Source organism: Terrisporobacter vanillatitrophus (assembly GCF_051148895.1).
GTDB lineage: Bacteria > Bacillota > Clostridia > Peptostreptococcales > Peptostreptococcaceae > Terrisporobacter > Terrisporobacter vanillatitrophus.
Genome location: NZ_CP154625.1, coordinates 627,794 through 645,036 on the forward strand (window position 1 = coordinate 627,794; position 17,243 = coordinate 645,036).

The 17,243-nt window shown below is 28.1% G+C and carries 19 protein-coding genes; 13 read left to right on the top strand and 6 right to left on the bottom strand.

Going from position 1 to position 17,243, the window contains the following annotated elements; translation table 11 throughout:
• Positions 1 to 91: 91 nt before the first annotated feature.
• Complete coding sequence (locus tag TVTCOM_RS03275; RefSeq protein ID WP_434798420.1) at positions 92 to 307, top strand: hypothetical protein; 216 nt, start codon at positions 92 to 94, stop codon at positions 305 to 307.
• A gap of 47 nt (positions 308 to 354) precedes the next feature.
• Here TVTCOM_RS03275 and TVTCOM_RS03280 read toward each other — a convergent pair whose 3' ends face one another.
• The 4 genes from TVTCOM_RS03280 to nadA form a co-directional block, all read right to left on the bottom strand.
• Positions 355 to 1,014: a YdcF family protein gene (locus TVTCOM_RS03280; protein ID WP_434798421.1), complete on the bottom strand. Its 660-nt coding sequence runs from the start codon at positions 1,012 to 1,014 to the stop codon at positions 355 to 357.
• Between the two features lie 218 nt (positions 1,015 to 1,232).
• Positions 1,233 to 2,072 (bottom strand): carboxylating nicotinate-nucleotide diphosphorylase, encoded by an 840-nt coding sequence (gene nadC, locus TVTCOM_RS03285; RefSeq protein WP_434798422.1) that lies wholly within the window; start codon positions 2,070 to 2,072, stop codon positions 1,233 to 1,235.
• Positions 2,065 to 3,357, bottom strand: coding sequence for an L-aspartate oxidase (locus TVTCOM_RS03290; RefSeq protein ID WP_434798423.1), 1,293 nt, complete (start codon positions 3,355 to 3,357; stop codon positions 2,065 to 2,067). Before TVTCOM_RS03290 ends, nadC begins: the two co-directional genes overlap by 8 nt.
• On the bottom strand, positions 3,347 to 4,273 hold the full coding sequence (gene nadA, locus TVTCOM_RS03295) for a quinolinate synthase NadA (protein WP_434798424.1): 927 nt from the start codon (positions 4,271 to 4,273) through the stop codon (positions 3,347 to 3,349). The genes TVTCOM_RS03290 and nadA overlap by 11 nt, the downstream gene beginning before the upstream one ends.
• A 259-nt stretch (positions 4,274 to 4,532) precedes the next feature.
• Between nadA and TVTCOM_RS03300 the strand changes: the two genes are divergently transcribed.
• The 12 genes from TVTCOM_RS03300 (at position 4,533) to TVTCOM_RS03355 (ending at position 15,596) form a co-directional block, all read left to right on the top strand.
• The gene (locus TVTCOM_RS03300) at positions 4,533 to 5,042 is read left to right on the top strand and encodes a transcription repressor NadR (RefSeq protein WP_434798425.1); all 510 of its coding nucleotides are present in this window, start codon (positions 4,533 to 4,535) and stop codon (positions 5,040 to 5,042) included.
• A gap of 139 nt (positions 5,043 to 5,181) precedes the next feature.
• Entirely contained in the window at positions 5,182 to 6,378 is a 1,197-nt protein-coding gene (locus tag TVTCOM_RS03305; protein ID WP_434798426.1) for a sensor histidine kinase, read from the top strand.
• 3 nt (positions 6,379 to 6,381) lie between these two features.
• Entirely contained in the window at positions 6,382 to 7,131 is a 750-nt protein-coding gene (locus TVTCOM_RS03310; protein ID WP_434798427.1) for a LytR/AlgR family response regulator transcription factor, read from the top strand.
• Between the two features lie 129 nt (positions 7,132 to 7,260).
• Positions 7,261 to 8,673 carry a carbon starvation CstA family protein gene (locus TVTCOM_RS03315; RefSeq protein ID WP_434798428.1) on the top strand — a complete coding sequence of 471 codons (1,413 nt, stop codon included), beginning with the start codon at positions 7,261 to 7,263 and terminating at the stop codon, positions 8,671 to 8,673.
• A gap of 190 nt (positions 8,674 to 8,863) precedes the next feature.
• Complete coding sequence (locus tag TVTCOM_RS03320) at positions 8,864 to 8,986, top strand: hypothetical protein (protein WP_434798429.1); 123 nt, start codon at positions 8,864 to 8,866, stop codon at positions 8,984 to 8,986.
• A gap of 96 nt (positions 8,987 to 9,082) precedes the next feature.
• Complete coding sequence (locus TVTCOM_RS03325) at positions 9,083 to 9,661, top strand: HD domain-containing protein (RefSeq protein WP_434798430.1); 579 nt, start codon at positions 9,083 to 9,085, stop codon at positions 9,659 to 9,661.
• Between the two features lie 142 nt (positions 9,662 to 9,803).
• The gene (locus TVTCOM_RS03330) at positions 9,804 to 10,190 is read left to right on the top strand and encodes a desulfoferrodoxin family protein (protein ID WP_434798431.1); all 387 of its coding nucleotides are present in this window, start codon (positions 9,804 to 9,806) and stop codon (positions 10,188 to 10,190) included.
• Between the two features lie 330 nt (positions 10,191 to 10,520).
• Positions 10,521 to 10,850 carry a PadR family transcriptional regulator gene (locus TVTCOM_RS03335; protein WP_434798432.1) on the top strand — a complete coding sequence of 110 codons (330 nt, stop codon included), beginning with the start codon at positions 10,521 to 10,523 and terminating at the stop codon, positions 10,848 to 10,850.
• A 15-nt stretch (positions 10,851 to 10,865) separates the two neighbouring features.
• Positions 10,866 to 11,522, top strand: a complete 657-nt coding sequence (locus TVTCOM_RS03340; RefSeq protein WP_434798433.1) for a permease prefix domain 1-containing protein — start codon at positions 10,866 to 10,868, stop codon at positions 11,520 to 11,522.
• Positions 11,522 to 12,472: a DUF4097 family beta strand repeat-containing protein gene (locus tag TVTCOM_RS03345; protein ID WP_434798434.1), complete on the top strand. Its 951-nt coding sequence runs from the start codon at positions 11,522 to 11,524 to the stop codon at positions 12,470 to 12,472. Before TVTCOM_RS03340 ends, TVTCOM_RS03345 begins: the two co-directional genes overlap by 1 nt.
• A 130-nt stretch (positions 12,473 to 12,602) precedes the next feature.
• Entirely contained in the window at positions 12,603 to 14,531 is a 1,929-nt protein-coding gene (locus TVTCOM_RS03350) for a carbohydrate-binding domain-containing protein (RefSeq protein WP_434798435.1), read from the top strand.
• A gap of 135 nt (positions 14,532 to 14,666) precedes the next feature.
• Positions 14,667 to 15,596, top strand: coding sequence for a hypothetical protein (locus tag TVTCOM_RS03355; RefSeq protein ID WP_434798436.1), 930 nt, complete (start codon positions 14,667 to 14,669; stop codon positions 15,594 to 15,596).
• A gap of 74 nt (positions 15,597 to 15,670) precedes the next feature.
• On the opposite strand, the gene TVTCOM_RS03360 is transcribed toward TVTCOM_RS03355, so the two are convergent.
• Complete coding sequence (locus TVTCOM_RS03360) at positions 15,671 to 16,612, bottom strand: IS3 family transposase (RefSeq protein ID WP_434799713.1); 942 nt, start codon at positions 16,610 to 16,612, stop codon at positions 15,671 to 15,673.
• Complete coding sequence (locus TVTCOM_RS03365) at positions 16,555 to 17,238, bottom strand: transposase (protein WP_434797125.1); 684 nt, start codon at positions 17,236 to 17,238, stop codon at positions 16,555 to 16,557. Before TVTCOM_RS03365 ends, TVTCOM_RS03360 begins: the two co-directional genes overlap by 58 nt.
• Positions 17,239 to 17,243: the final 5 nt, after the last annotated feature.

Consider the following 17,243-nt stretch of genomic DNA (forward strand, 5'->3'; position numbering starts at 1 on the left):
ATAAAAATGTCAGCATAATGTTGACATTTTTCGTTATTATAAACTAAAAAAAGCTAATAATATATATAGAATGAATTCTGGAGGTATGGATATGGATAAAGAGTTATTAAATAATACAAATAAATTATTATATGAAAAACTTGCATCAATAAATAAAGAAATAGAAGCAATTAAGTTAGACATAAGTGAGTTAAAACTAGAAATAAAAAACTTTTCTCGAAGCAAAGAAAATAATGTTCTTTTACAAGAGAAGATAAATGAAGATTTAGACTATATAAAAGGATGTTACTATAATCGTACACAATAATAATATAAGTTCAAGATGAAGAGAACTCCTTGAGAGAGTTCTCCTTGTTATTTTGTTGATAATAAGTGTTTAACATATCCTAAACTAATTAATTTATCATAAGCATTAATAACTTCAACAGGAATATCTTGTTTAATTTGAAATCCATTTTTCCCATATAAATCAATTCGCTGTAAATCACCAACCATAATGCTTATAAATTCATCTTTTGAAATTTCTCCACTAGAATAAAAAGAACAATATTCTTCATAGTTATATTGAGGAGATGTAATAAGAAAATGAATATCTGACCACTGTTTTTTTATGGTAGCGAAAGTTCTTCTTTCTCTATAAGGTTTATCTACTACTAAAAAAGAGGAAGGGTGCAAGTCTAAATCTTTTAATAGTTTTTTTATTTTATTTATATTTTCGCCAGTATTGGAAGCTTCATTTTCAATAATAATCTTATTTTTGGGAACACCCATACTTATAGCAACTTCTGCGAATTTTTCTCCTTCAGTCATATTCCATATATTTTTAGTAATTCTACCAAAACCACCAGTAAAAATTATATTATCACCATATCCTTTTAGGAAAAGTTCAGCACATCTTCTAGCAACATGCAAGTCATGGCTTCCAAACCCTAAGATAATTTCAGCCTTTTCAGCTTTTTGATTTAATTTATGATAATCCCACAATATTTTTCCATAATAATCTATATTATTCAATAGCCTTGTCCTCCTCATAACTAAAAATATCTTCCACTAAACAATTATTTAATGGAATATAATACTTCTAACTAATCACATTATGAGTATGACAACTATAGTTGTCAACTGCTAAATTTAGTTTAATATATCTAAAACATTATTTGATAAATAAAAAGAGTAATAATTTTAGATAAAAATCATCTAAAATTATTACTCTTTATTTTTACATATTATATTTATATATTTTTTAAGTTTTTCATACTAAGATCAAGATTTTTTACAGAGTGAGTAAGAGCACCCACAGATATGCAGTCAACACCAATCTCAGCAATAGATTTAATATTTTCCAATCTTACATTACCAGAAAACTCAATAATGGCTTTATCACTAATCATACTTATTGCTTCTTTTGCCACTTCTAAACTCATATTATCTAGCATAATAATATCTGCTTTAGCTTGCAGAGCTTCTTTAACCATATCTAAGGTTTCAGTTTCAACTTCAATTTTTCTAACAAAAGAAGAATTTTCTCTACAAAGCTTAACAGCATTAGTAATACCGCCAGCTGCTGCAATATGATTGTCTTTTAGCATAACACCATCAGATAAATTAAATCTATGATTATGACCACCACCAACTTTAACAGCGTATTTTTCAAGGATTTTTAAGTTAGGTGTAGTTTTGCGAGTATCTAATAATTTTGCATTAGTGTGCTCAATTTCTTTAACATATCTATTAGTAAGTGTGGCAATACCACTCATTCTTTGTAATAAATTTAGAGCAACACGCTCACCTTGAAGAATAAACCTAGTATTTCCTTTTATAAGAGCTATTTTATCACCAGGATAAATTTTATGGCCATCATTTTTTAGAAAAGTAACTTCAACATTACCAAGAATTTTAAATACTCTTTCAAAAACTTTAAGTCCGGCAATTATTCCTTCTTCTTTGCAAATCAAATCTACAGTAGAATTACTATCTTCACTAATTACAGAATTGGTACTTATATCTTCTCCTGGGATATCTTCCACAAGAGCATCTTTAATTATTTTATCTACTACTAAAAAATTAATCATCTATAACTCCACCCTTATCTTTAATAGCATTTACAACTATACGTCTATTTTCTTCTTCGATTTCTTCTCTACTAGTATACATTTCATCAATATCAACTTTTGTAAGGTTAAATTTATCTACATTTTCATTAATATTTTGAGCCGCTCTTTTAGAGAAAACAAGGCCCTCAAGTAAAGAGTTGCTAGCAAGCCTATTGGCACCATGAATTCCTGTACAAGCAGTTTCGCCAACAGCATACAGATTTTTCATGGAAGTTTTACTATTTAAATCAACCTTGATACCACCCATAAAATAATGTTGAGCAGGAGAAACTTTTATAGGCTCTTTTGTAATATCAGTGCCTTTTTCTAAACATTTATTATAAATAGTATAGAAGCGATTTTTAAGATATTCTTCATTTAAGAAACTAATATCAAGATACACATAAGGTGTATTAGTTTTTTTCATTTCATTAAAAATTGCTTCAGATACCACGTCTCTAGGTTGAAGTTCGTCCACAAATCTTTCTCCATTAATATTGTAAAGCTTTCCACCTTCACCTCTTACAGATTCAGATATTAAAAATCTTCTTTCATCACCAGATTCATCATAAAAAGCAGTTGGATGAATTTGAATATAATTAATATCTTTAAGTTCTATTTCATGTCTAAGAGCTACAGCTAAACCATCTCCTCTTAAAATTCTTTGGCTAGTAGAGTTTTTATATAAACCACCAATTCCACCACAAGCAAGAACTACAAATTTAGCAAATACATTGATTTGTTCTTTATCTTTTAATAAGATGGCGCCAATGCATTTGTCGTTTCTTTCAATTATATCAACAAGGAATGTATCCTCTGAAATCCTTATATTTTTATGTTCAAAAGCATTTTTAACAAGGGTTTTTTCAACATTTTCGCCCGTATTATCTTGTGTATGTATAATTCTATTTACACAGTGAGCACCTTCTTTTGTATAATCCCAATTACCATTTTCATCTTTATCAACATCAAGTCCCAAAGAGACTAGGTAATCTACGTTTTCAATAGATTCTTTTGTTAGCACATTCACAGCTTGAATATCATTTTCATATCTACCAGCTTTTAAAGTATCCTGCGCAAAAAATGAAACATCATCCAAATCTCTAGCTACAGAAATACCACCCTGAGCTAAAGATGTATTAGTACAATCTATTTTATCCTTTGAAACTACCATTACATCTAAATCTTGGCGAAGATTTAGAGCACAGTATAATCCAGCAACACCAGACCCGACTACTAAAACGTCTACATATTTACTTTCCACAAAGAACCATCTCCCCTAATTTATGCATGTTTTCTAGAGATGTTAAAGCTTTTTCTGATATTTCTTTATCTAGAACAACTTCATCTATTTTTCCACATAAAGCATCATAAACTTTTTCCAAAGAAGTTTTTTTCATGTTAGGACAAATCATTCTTTCAGGGAAGTAAAACTTCTTATTAGGATTTCTTTTATTTAATTCATACAAAATACCTTCCTCTGTACAAATTATAAATTCTTCATCTTCACATTTTGTAGCATAATTTATGATACCACTTGTACTTCCTATATAATCAGCCAAATCTCTAACAGGTTTGTTACATTCTGGATGAGCTAAAATTTTCACATTTGGATGATATTTCTTAGCATTTAATACTTCTTCAGAAGTCAGTCTTTCATGAGTAGGACAGAAGCCTTCCCATAGAATAAACTTTTTTTCGGGGAAAAATTCAGCTATGTAACTACCTAAATTTCTATCTGGCAAAAATAAAATTTCTTTATTAGGTACGTTTTTTAAAATATCTAAAGCACTAGATGAGGTAACAGAAACATCACAAAGGGCTTTAACTTCATAAGAAGAATTTATATAACATACTTTAAAAGCGTTTGGATATTTTTCTATCATTTCTTTTAAATCAGAGGCCTCAGCCATATCGGCCATTGGACATCCAGCATTAGTGGCTGGTAAGATAATCCTTTTGTGTGGAGATAAAATTTTAGAACTTTCCCCCATAAATTTTACTCCACAGAATATAATTAATTCTTCTTCACAATCACGAGCAATTTTGCTTAGATAGTATGAATCTCCAACATAATCAGCAATTTCTTGTATTTCAGCAGGCTCGTATAAATGAGCAAGTATTATAGCATTTTTTTCTTTTTTCAACTGCAAAATATTTTCTTTTAAAATATTCCTCATATTTACACCCTTTTCTGTTATAATGTTTTTACAAGTGTATATACACTTGTAAAAACATTATAACACCACAGTTATTACTACACAACAAAAAATACAATAGTTAAAAACTTAATAAACTTTATAGAATTGAAATTTTTATAATGTAAAATGTTAATATATTGTATATTAAGTGTAATAAATGACCTATTGATTTATATTAAAAATCTATATAGAATAGTAAAAAGATAGATAAACTAATTATTTAAGAAGAAGGTGTGTTATGAATAGCAATGAAAGAAGAGAAAAATTACTACATATACTAAAAACATCTAATAAACCAGTTAAAGGTGTAGATTTAGCAAAAGAACTTAATGTAACAAGACAGATTGTTGTAAAGGATATTGCACTACTAAGAGCTTCTGGAATTGATATATTAGCTACATCTACTGGATATATTATATATACTATAAGAAATCAAGAATTTAAAATAAAATGTAAAAATCATGATAATGATGAGCATCTTCTATTAGAATTACAAACGATCATTGACTTAGGTGGAAAGGTAAAAGATGTTATAGTAGATCACCCTACATATGGAACTATAAAAGCTGAATTAAATCTTGCATCAAATAGAGATCTTAAGATATTTATGAAAAATAGTAAGAAGAATGGATTTAAACAATTATCCAGTTTAACACAAGATTATCATGTTCATACAATAGAAGTGTCAGATGAAAATACTTTGGAAGAAATAAAAAAAGAATTAAAAGAAGTGAACATATTAGTATAAAACTTGAATTTAGCAGGGGGGGAGTATCATTTTTGATATGCCCTTTTTTGATGAAATAAGTTTTATATACTAATAGATTATTTAGAAGAAAATAAAGTAGTAATATATACTTAATGTATAGTATAAAAGGAGGAATCATATGAAAACAAATTATTTAATAGAATTAATGGAAAAGACAAGTTTATTAGTAATGCTATTTTTATTAATTAGTAGATTAGATATATTAAAAAGTATCTTTGAAAAAGAAAAACACAGTAAAAAAGATTTAGCTATTATATCTATAATATTTACTTCATTGGCAATAATGGCAACATATAACGGAATTCATTACAAAGGATCTATTGTAAATACAAGAATAATTTCCATAGTATCTGGTGGAGTATTATTTGGACCTGTTGTTAGTATTCCAGCAGGAGTTATTTCAGGAGCACATAGATATTTTATTAATCCCGGAGGAATGACATCTGTACCGTGTTTTATATCTAGTGTTATGGCAGGGATATTATCTGGTATAGTACACAAAAAAATCCCAAAATCATCAAGAGCTTTCTGGGGGATTTTAGTTGGTATGATTTCAGAGAATATAACAATATTTTTAATATATTTTATTTCAAAACCTACAGATGTAGCTATTGATATTATACAATCAATATACTTACCGCTTATTGTTGGTCAATTGGGGATAGGTTTTATGGTATCTATTGTACAAGTAATAGAAAAAGATAAAAAAGAGATAGAGGAAAGAAAAAAAGCAGAAATAACATCTCTTCAAAGACAGATTAATCCACATTTTATATTCAATGCTTTGAATACAATAGCATCATTTATACGTTTTGATCCTCAAAAATCAAGAGAGCTTATAATAAATTTATCTACTTATCTTAGGCATAATTTAGAGTTTAATGACAAACCTATAAGCATAAAAAAAGAAATAGACCAAGTAAAGTCTTTTGTTGAAATAGAAAAAGCAAGATTTGGGGAAAAACTAAAGGTTATTTATGATATAGATGATGTGGATATTAAAATACCAAGTTTAATTATTCAACCACTAGTTGAAAATGCCATCATTCATGGAATTTTAAGCAAGAAGAAAAATAAAAGTGGACAAGTAATTGTTTCTGTTAAGGACTTAGGAGAAAAAGTTAAAGTATCTGTTGAAGATAATGGTGTGGGAATAGACGATAAAGTCATAGAAAACTTATATTCAGGGAATATGCCTGAAAATAAAATAGGGCTTTATAATGTGCACTTAAGATTGAAATTATATTATCGTAAAGGATTAGATATAAAAAAACTAGATGGTGGAACATTAATAGAGTTTTACGTATGGAGGTAAGAAATGAAAGTTATCATAGTTGATGATGAATATCCATCAAGAAAAGAGTTAAGGTATTTTATTGAAAAATATACAGAAATGGAGATTGTGGATGAATTTGATAACGGCTTAGATGTACTTAATTTTATACAAGAAAATACATTAGATGCCATATTTCTAGACATTAATATTCCAAAATTAGATGGAATGCTTTTGGCGAAAACCATAAATAAATTTGAAATAAAGCCCAAAATAGTTTTTATAACTGCTTATGATAATTATGCAGTGGAAGCATTTAATTTAGATACTTTTGACTATATTTTAAAACCCTATTCAGATGAAAGAATAATTTCAATGTTAAATAAATTGAAAAGTGCTATTATTGAAGATAATTGTAAAGATAAAATTGAACATCAAAAAGATAAAATTGAACATCAAAAGGTTAGTAACAAAATAAGTCTTTGGAAAAATGACAAAATTCATATAGTTAATGTTAATGATATTTATTATTGTGAAGCAAAAGAAAGATATACACATATTTTTACTGAGGATGAAGAATATGAAATTAGAGAAAGTTTATCAGAAATAGAAAAAACAATTAATAAGGAGAATTTTTTTAGAAGTCATAGATCTTATTTAGTAAATTTAGAAAAAATAGAAGAAATAATACCTTGGTTTAACAATACGTATATTTTAAAATTGAATAAAGGAAAATATGAGATAACAGTAAGCAGGGGGAAAGTTAAATTATTTAGGCAACTTATGAATATATAAATGCAATTCATGTATGATTTATGACAATTCGTACATAAGAAATAGTTTTCCTTACTATAAAGAGTATTATATTGGTATAGAGATAAAAAATACAAATCTCTACAAAAAACTATAGAGGGAGTGGAAATTGTGATTACTTTTTTTAGTGCGATTATTATTTTAATTTTAGGTTATTTCTTATATGGAAGATTTGTAGAAAGAACATTTGGAATTGATGATTCATTAACAACTCCAGCAGTGGCTTTAGAAGACGGAGTTGATTACGTTCCAATGGATTGGAAGAAAATATTCCTTATTCAATTTTTAAATATAGCAGGGCTTGGACCAATATTTGGAGCAATTCAGGGGGCATTATTTGGACCAGCAGCATTTTTATGGATAGTATTTGGAACTATATTTGCAGGTGGTGTACATGACTTCTTATCAGGTCATTTGTCACTTAAAAACAAAGGGGTATCAGCATCAGAACTTGTTGGTATTTATTTGGGAGAAAATGCAAGAAAAGTAATGGTAGTATTTAGTGTAGTATTATTAGTTTTAGTAGGTGTAGTATTCGTAACTGGACCAGCAGGACTTTTAAATAATTTAACTAAAATCGATACATCAATATGGGTAGTAGTAATATTTGCTTATTATATATTAGCAACTGTACTTCCAATAGACAAAGTTATAGGAAAAGTATATCCTCTATTTGGGGCAGCACTTATAATAATGGCAATTGGTATAGCAGGCGGATTATTTATAAAAGGTTATACTATACCAGAATTAACATTAACAAACTTCCATCCAGATGGAAAATCAATATTCCCATATTTATTTATAACAATAGCTTGTGGTGCTATATCAGGATTCCATGCTACACAATCGCCTTTAATGGCTAGATGTGTAGAGCATGAAAGAGAAATAAGACCAGTATTTTATGGTTCAATGATAGCAGAAGGTATAATAGCTTTAATATGGGCAGCAGCTGCAATGGCATTTTTCCATGGAGAACCACAACTACAGGCACTTTATGGAGGAACTCCAGCAGTAGGTGTTCAAGAAATGTCAGTAACTTTACTTGGACCTGTTGGAGCAGTACTTGCAATAATAGGAGTTGTAGCATGTCCAATAACTTCAGGAGATACAGCATTTAGAAGTGCTAGACTTACAATAGCTGACACATTTAATGTAAAACAAGAGCCAATTAAAAATAGATTTATGATAGCGATACCTTTATTTGCAGTAGGTATAGCATTAACATTTATAGATTTTAATATAATATGGAGATATTTTGCATGGTCAAATCAAACATTAGCAATGATAATGTTATGGACAGGCTCAATGTTCTTACTAAAAAATAATAAAAACTACTTCATATCTGCTATACCAGCCATATTTATGACAGCAGTAACATTTAGTTATATAATGCAGGCTCCAGAAGGATTTAAATTATCACCAGAAATAGGTAATGGAATAGGTGTAGTTGCAGGTTTGATTTTCGCAGTTATATTCTTTAATAAAGTGAGAAAAGTAAAAGCTGAAGATAATAAAAAAATATAGCTTAATAGATTATAACATTAACATATAAAACCCCATTATAATCAAATAAAAATAAACTACTTGGTATTTTTCAAGTAGTTTATTTTTTTATGCTAAGAGATTATAAATTTACTTATTTATTGCATTATATTAAACGCTTTTTCAATATAATGATGAAAATATATTTCATCTGTCTTTAGGTTTTCCTTTCATGGGTGTTATTTATACCCTATTAACATTTATGCAAGTGTATGGTCAAGAAGAAAATGTCATCAAATTAGAATTGGCTAGACAAGTATCTTTATTCTTTTATTCTGGTGTTAGAGTTATATAAATCTTATAATGTATATGTATGAATGACATATGTCATGTAAATTAATAATATGTCTATGATAAAGTATAATTAACATATATACACAGGAGAGTTGTTATGAATAATATTAATAAAGTTATTGAATTTATAAAAGAAATAGAAAATTTGAAATCAATTACAAGAACTGCTTGGACAAAAACTGGTCGAAGAGAATCTACGGCAGAGCATTCTTGGAGGTTGTCAATGTTGTTAATGGTCTTAGAAGAGGACTTTAAAGATGTTGATATTAATAAAGCCATAAAGATGAGTTTGGTTCATGATTTAGGTGAGCTTTATGATGGTGATATATCAGCAAAATTACAAAGTGCAGATGATAATAAATCGCATATGGAAGAGATAGCTATGAAAAGAATGTTAACAACACTGCCAGAAAGTTTAAGTGAAAAAATATATGATTTGTGGAAAGAATACAATGAGTGTTCTACAAAAGAAGCTAAGCTTGTAAAAGCTATGGATAAACTTGAAACTATAGTTCAACACAATCAAGGGAAAAATCCTAATGATTTTGATTATGAATTTAATCTGAAATATGGATCACAGTATTTTGAGGATAATGGGAAGCTTAAATTAATGAGGAATATAATTGATGAAGATACAAAGTTTAGTATGAAGTCAAAAATATTAAATAAATTTTAAAATTATTTAAATGTTGCTAAATGATTATTTGGAAAGTAGGAAGATAGAATGATTTAGATTGACATTAGTTATAATTATATATAAGATGAAATTAAGAGTATATGATGGATTATACTTGTATTATTATCTAGGAGGTTATAGAATGAACAATTCAAAAAAATTTTTTATATGCAGTGTTTGTGGAAACTTAATAGAAATGATAGACAGTAAAGGACCTAAAGTAGTATGTTGTGGTAAAACAATGAATGAGCTAGTGGCAAATACAACAGAAGCCTCAGTAGAAAAACATATACCAGTATTAAGTATAAATGAAAACAAAGTAAAAGTACAAGTTGGAAGCACATTACATCCTATGATACAAGAGCATCATATAAGTTGGATATATTTGCTAACTGCGCAAGGTGTGCAACGTAAGCATTTAGAAATAGATAGTGATCCAATTATGGAATTTACTTTAACTGAAGATGATAAAGTATTAGAAGCATATGCTTATTGTAATCTTCATGGATTGTGGAAAGTAGAATTATAGATAAGAATCTAAGTGAGTTATCTAAAATATAAGATAAAAGTAGATGAAGGACTCTAGCAATTAGAGTTCTTTTTTGCTTGTACGAAAGTATGTTGTAGACTTACTGTGTACTTATTGTTTCTATAAGAAATTTTGCGCTTGAGTACGACATTAAAGTACAAGAGTAGTATAAACAGATGTTAGATAGTAACTATATTATATATATTTAATATAGTTACTATTTTTTTATAATAAATATATTGTGAAAAGAAATATAGTATATTTTTGTATATACCTTGACAGGCGAAGTATATTATACTACTATAATAATAAAATATAGTAAAAAAGGAGATGCTATTGTTGTCAATTACATCAGATATACTAAGGGGACACACAGACACCATAATATTAAATGAGCTTATAAAAGGCGATAGTTATGGATACGCCATTAATAAAGTAATAAAAGAAAAAACAAATAATCTTTATGAACTAAAAGAAGCCACATTATACTCAGCATTTAGAAGGCTAGAAAAAGCTGAACTAATTACCTCATATTGGGGAAATGAAGGAAGTGGAGCTAGAAGAAGATATTATTCAATTACTAAAATGGGAATACAAATTTATGAACAAAATAAGTTGGATTGGGAAGAAGCTAAAAATATAATTGATAGTTTGATTTAAGGAGGAAGGTATACTATGATAGGGAACAATGAAATAAAAATAAAGGATTATGTACAAGAACTATTTGAAAATGCACCCAAAAATCGAAGAACAGAAGAGTTTAAAGAAGAATTATTAGCAAATTTGCTAGATAAATATTATGACTTACTACAAAGTAATATGGATGATGAAATGGCATATAATAAGGTTATATCAAGTATAGGAAATATTGATAATTTATTTGAAAAGGATCTTTTAGAAATAACGAAGGAAAGTTGGGATAAGAAGAAAAGTGCAAAAATTACGGCAATATCAGTAATGATGTATATATTATGTCCTGTAAGTGTAATAGTTTTTGGAAGTATTGGATTTGAGACTTTAGGAGTAGTTATAATGTTCTTATTAATAGCAGGTGCTACAGGACTTCTAATCTATAATAATATGACAAAACCACAATATATGAAGCAGGATGACACTTTAGTAGAAGATTTTAAAGAATGGAAAAGTACTACTAATAAAAGTAGAAGAGTGAGAAAATCTATTGAAAGTGCTATGTGGGCAATAATCACAGCAATATATTTACTAATAAGTTTTACAACAGGTGCATGGCATATAACATGGATAATGTTTGTAATAGGTGCAGCCATAGAAAAAGTAATAAGAGCTTATTTTGAATATAAGGAGATAGATTAATGAATGATAAAAATTGGGTTAAATTTAGAATGATCCTTTGGTCTATTGTTGCAATTTTATTAGCCCTAGTATTAGCAATAGGTATAAATGGATGGGGTGGGAATGTATTTTCAAGTAATATTTTTAATACAAATTTTACAATTTCAAATATGAAGGCAGTAAAAGAATTAAAATTTGATGATATAAATCACATCAAGGATATAAAAACTGATTTTAACGCCAGTGATTTAATTATTACTGAAAATAATGAAGATAATATAAAGGTAATTGTAAAGTGTAATAAAACTTTAAAAAATAAAAAGTATATAAATGCAGAAATTAATTCAGATACCTTAAGCATTGAGGATTTTAATAATAAGTCAGGTAGAAATATAGTGGGAATATTTAATGGGCTTTCTTTACAAGTAGAAGTTAAGATTCCAAAATCTTATAAGGAAAATATAACTATTAACAACAGAGTAGGAGATATAACATTTGATTCAGATTTAAATTTAAATAATGTATATATTGATGTTGTAACTGGAGATATTGACGGAAATGAAAAAATAAATTCTAATAAAATTACTATAAAAAACAAAGTTGGAGATATGGACTTTAATTATTTATATGGAAAAGAAGTGACTATTGAAGGGAAAACTGGAGATATTGATATAGACAAATTTAGTGGAAAAGGTAGTATAGAATCTCAAGTTGGAGATATAACTTGTAATATAGAAAATTTAAATGGTGACTTTAGAATTAAATCAAAAATTGGAGATGTGGAGTTATATACAAATAAAAATTTAAGTTTTATTTTTGAAGGAAATAAGAGCTTTGGAGATTTAGATACAGGCTTAAAGTTTAACAATGTATCACAATCATCAAATTCTTTTACTGGACAATATGGAAATGATCCCGTAAATAAGATTATAGCAAATGTAAAAACAGGAGATATAAGCATAAATGATTAAAAAAAGAAGGACTAAGTTCCTTCTTTTTTTATGCACTAAGAGATTATAAATTATGTGATTTAAGATTACTTTAAGATAAGAATGATATGATTTTTTCATAAGAATAAAAGATTTTATGGAGGAGAAACTTATGAATAAAAAATTAATAGCAATGTTATCTGTTTTTTCATTATGTGTAAGTATGACGGCGTGTTCAAATAAAAGTAGTGATACATTAAAAGAAAGTGGAGCTAGTAGCACAAATACTAGTATAACAACTAATAAAAATGCTACAACCTTGTTAAGTAAATCAAGTGAAGAAGTAGAAACAATAGGAGATATAGATACCTATATAAAACTTAGTGATAATAATACTACTGTTGAAGGTAGTGGTGTAGATGTTGATAAAAATGTAATTACTATAAATACGGCAGGAACTTATAGTATTAGTGGAAAGTTAAGTGATGGACAAATTATAGTAAATACTGATAAAGAAAAGAAGACTTATATTCTTTTAAATGGAGTTGACATTACATGTAAAAGTACTTCTCCAATTCAAATATTAAGCTCTGAAAAAACTGTATTTGCCCTAGCTGATAATAGTGAAAATAAAATTTCAGATGGGAAAACTTATGATAAAGCAGAAAATAACCAAGATGCAGCAATCTTTAGTAAAGAAGATATTACTTTTATAGGAAATGGATCTTTAGAAGTTAATGGGAATTACCATAAGGGAATAGTAAGTAAAGATGATTTAATGATTGAAAGTGGTAGTATAAGTGTAAAATCTGTGACAGATGGAATAAAAGGAAAAGATTCTGTTATAGTTAGAGGTGGAAATTTAACTATAGATGCAGGTGGAGATGGAATCCAAGCCTATAATGCTGATGAAGAGGACAAAGGTTATGTATCTTTAGAAGATGGAACAATAAAAATTACAGCAGACCAAGATGGAGTTCAAGCAGAAAATAACTTGTTAGTAGCTGGTGGTAATATTGATATTACAACTGGTGGAGGAAGTGAAAATAGTAGTAGTAAAGATGGATGGGGCCAATGGGGCGGTGGAAAACCAGGAGAACCTATGGAAAACAATACTACTACAACAGAAGATACTACTAGTGCAAAAGCAATTAAAGCAAGTTCTGTAATTCAAATAGATGATGGAAGTATTAATATAGATTCTTCTGATGATTCAATACATTCAAATAACAAATTGATTATAAATAATGGAGATATTAACTTATCTTCTGGAGATGACGGAACCCATACAGATGCTGAGTTAGAAATAAACGGTGGTACATTAAATATAACTAAGTCTTATGAAGGAATAGAAGGTACAGATATAACTATAAATGATGGAAATATACATGTGGTAGCAAGTGATGATGGTTTAAATGCAGCAGGTGGAGCCGATGGTTCATCTACAAATGGAAGACCAGGACAAAATAAAATGGAGTCAACAACAAGTGGAACAGCAACTATAAACGGTGGATACTTAGTTGTAGATGCTGATGGAGATGGATTAGATGCAAATGGTAATTTAACAATGACAGGAGGAACTGCCATTGTTAATGGACCAACTAATGGAGGCAACGGAGCCTTAGATTATGACGGTGAGTTCAATATGAGTGGAGGAACTTTAATAGCTGCAGGAAGTTTAGGTATGGTTCAAACTCCAAGTTCTTCATCAAAATTAAATACCATAAATGTAAGCTTAACTTCTCAAGAAGCTAATACTTTAATAAGAGTAGAATCAGAAAATGGTGATGATGTAGTTACTTTCTCACCGACTAAAACCTACTCATCTGTAGTTATATGTACTCCAAATATAAAATCAAATGAAACTTATAAAGTATACGTAGGCGGTTCTTGTAGTGGAGAAGAAAAAGATGGATTATATTCAGGAGGAAGTTACACTAAGGGAATTGAAGTAGGAAGTAGTAAAATTTCAGATGTAATAACTAGTATTACTCAAGATGGTGTGTCAAGCAATAGTAATCAGCCAGGAGGTGGTGGAGGAAATAGAGACGAAAATATGACTCCTCCTTCTGGAAATAATAGTAGCATGGAAAATATGTAAAGGTCATTTAAAAAAAAGAAATTATCTAAATAAGCTATTTAGATAATTTCTTTTTTTTGTAATCTATTGTAATTATATAAGGAAATAGTAATATGATAAAATTTATATAATTACAATATTTGGGGGGAAGTGGGTATGGAATATATTTATAAATTAATTGAATATATAAATGAAAACAGTCTATTAAGCATTGGTTTATTGATTTTTGTAATATTCTTTTTAGTGTATTTATACAACAATAAAGAAGAAGTTGAAAATTATCTAGCATTAAAACTAGTAGGATTCTATTTATTAGGAGCATTTACATTTAATTTCAATGTTGATAGTTTTAATTTGACTATTCCTGTAGGTTTTGCTATATACTTTATATTTATGAAAAATAAAAAAAGAGCAAATAGTATAATAAAGAAAAAGGCAAGTATTCTAGGTATTGTTATACTTTGCTTAGGGGTACTAAATTCAATAATATACAATAAGGTAGAATATAGAGATAGAGAAATAACTATAAAAAATATAAGTATTAAAAATTTAAAAAATGATTATGAAATTATAAAAAAAGAACTAGGAATAGAGGATATGGCTAGTGTGGAGTCACTTGATCTGAAATACAATGAAGATGATAAAATAAGAAGTTTACAATATACTATACGAGATTTAAATAATAAGACTTATTTTATATCAGCTAACAGAAATAACTATAGTATAACAACTAGTAAAACTTATGAAAATGAAACTTTTATGTTCGGTTCAATGGGTTATTATAACATGGATATTGAAACACTTTTAGATGTTATAAGTAATACAAAATTTAAGCGATATAAAAATAGCGCTTATTACGCTGCAGTGTATAGAAATGAAGAAGAGTATTACGAAGATGATGAAGATTTATATGATGTAGATTTGGGCAATTATTCAACTAAAAAGCTAAATACAAAATACCCAATTTATGATGTCATTGGCATAAGTCACATGCCTATGAGACAACTTAGTGAAGGTTCATGGGAAAGTATAAAAACGGATGCTTATTTAATAAGATATGAAATAGAGGAAGAACAGGAAGAATAGATTTACAATGAAGAAAGACTGTATGAAAATTAATGAACTGCACCCTGTCAAGTAGACAGTGCAAAAAATAAAAATTAAGCAGCTAAGGTCTGCTCTCGATATTCTATCGGAGTCAGGCCTTTTAATCTTTTTTGTAATCTTCTTTTATTATAAAATTCTATATATTTATCTATTGCTAATTTTAATTCTTCAAAGTTATGAAATTTCTTTAAGTAATACATTTCAGATTTAATAATTCCCCAAAACCCTTCTATTGGTCCATTATCTATACATCTACCTACACGAGACATACTCTGCGTAGCAGATATTTTATCAAGTTTTACCTTGAAGTTTTTACTTGTATATTGGTAGCCGCGATCACTATGGAATATAGGACTAGCAGTAGGATTATTTTCAACTGCTATATCAAACGTATCAAATACTAATTTATTATTGTTTGAATGTCCTACAACATATGAAACTATACTATTATCATATAAATCTATTATTGCACTCAAATAAGCCTTCGTACCATTAGTTAATTTAAATTCAGTTACATCAGTTAACCACTTTTCATTCGGCGTAGCTGCGCTAAAATCCCTATTTAATATATTCTCAGCTGTAATTTGAGGGGTAATTTTAACATAATTCTTTCTTCTTTTGCGAATTACTGATTTCAAATTAAGACATTTCATTAGTCTATAAATTCGCTTATGATTATATCTCTTATATAAATTCCTATTAATATTCATCGTTATACGTCTATATCCATAAATACCCTCAACATCTTCATATACTTTGATTATTTCACGCTCTATAACTTTATTTTCAGTATCTCTTTTAGTTTCTTTTCTGTTTAACCATTTATAATATGAAGCCCTTGAGATACCTGCAAATTTGCATAGTACTAATATTGGATAACCTTCATTATGTAGTTCTTTAATTGCAATATATATGGTTGGTTTTGTGAAACTATTTTTTATCCCCTCCTTTCTACTTCCTCCAATTTTTTTAAAAAGTTGTTTTCCATTTCTAATTGTTTATTCTTTGCTTCTAGTAATCTTATCTGAGCGTTTAATTTTTCAGCCTCACTCATTTGATTTATATTTTTTCTTTTTCCCCTATTATCTTTAAGGGACTCATATCCATTTTCTTTATATTTTCTAACCCAAGTGTAAACTTGTTGATATGAAACTTTATATTTATCTGAAGTTAATTGGTAATTATCATTATTTTCAATGCAAAACGCTACAATTTCAATTCTTTCCTTATATGTTGTTTTTCTACCTTTAGCCATAATTTTATTCTCCTTAGTGTTAGGATATCTCCATTCATTATGACTCTTATTATACTTTAAAATCCAGCCATAAAGTATACTATGTGACGAAATATTATATTTACTACATATATCAAATAATGATCCTTCACCAGCAAAATAGTCATTAACAGCTGAATATTTAAGTTCTGGAGAATAGTAGACATTTTTAGAACTACCTCTTAAGCCTTCGGCTCCATTATCATTATATTTACGAACCCATTCTCTAAAAGTTTCACATGCTACACCTAATTTACTAGCTAATTCTGATGCACTTTTTTCTCCTTTTATATATTTCTCTACATTTATTATTTTTAATTCGTATGATACCTTTGGTTTTCTTCCCATAAAAT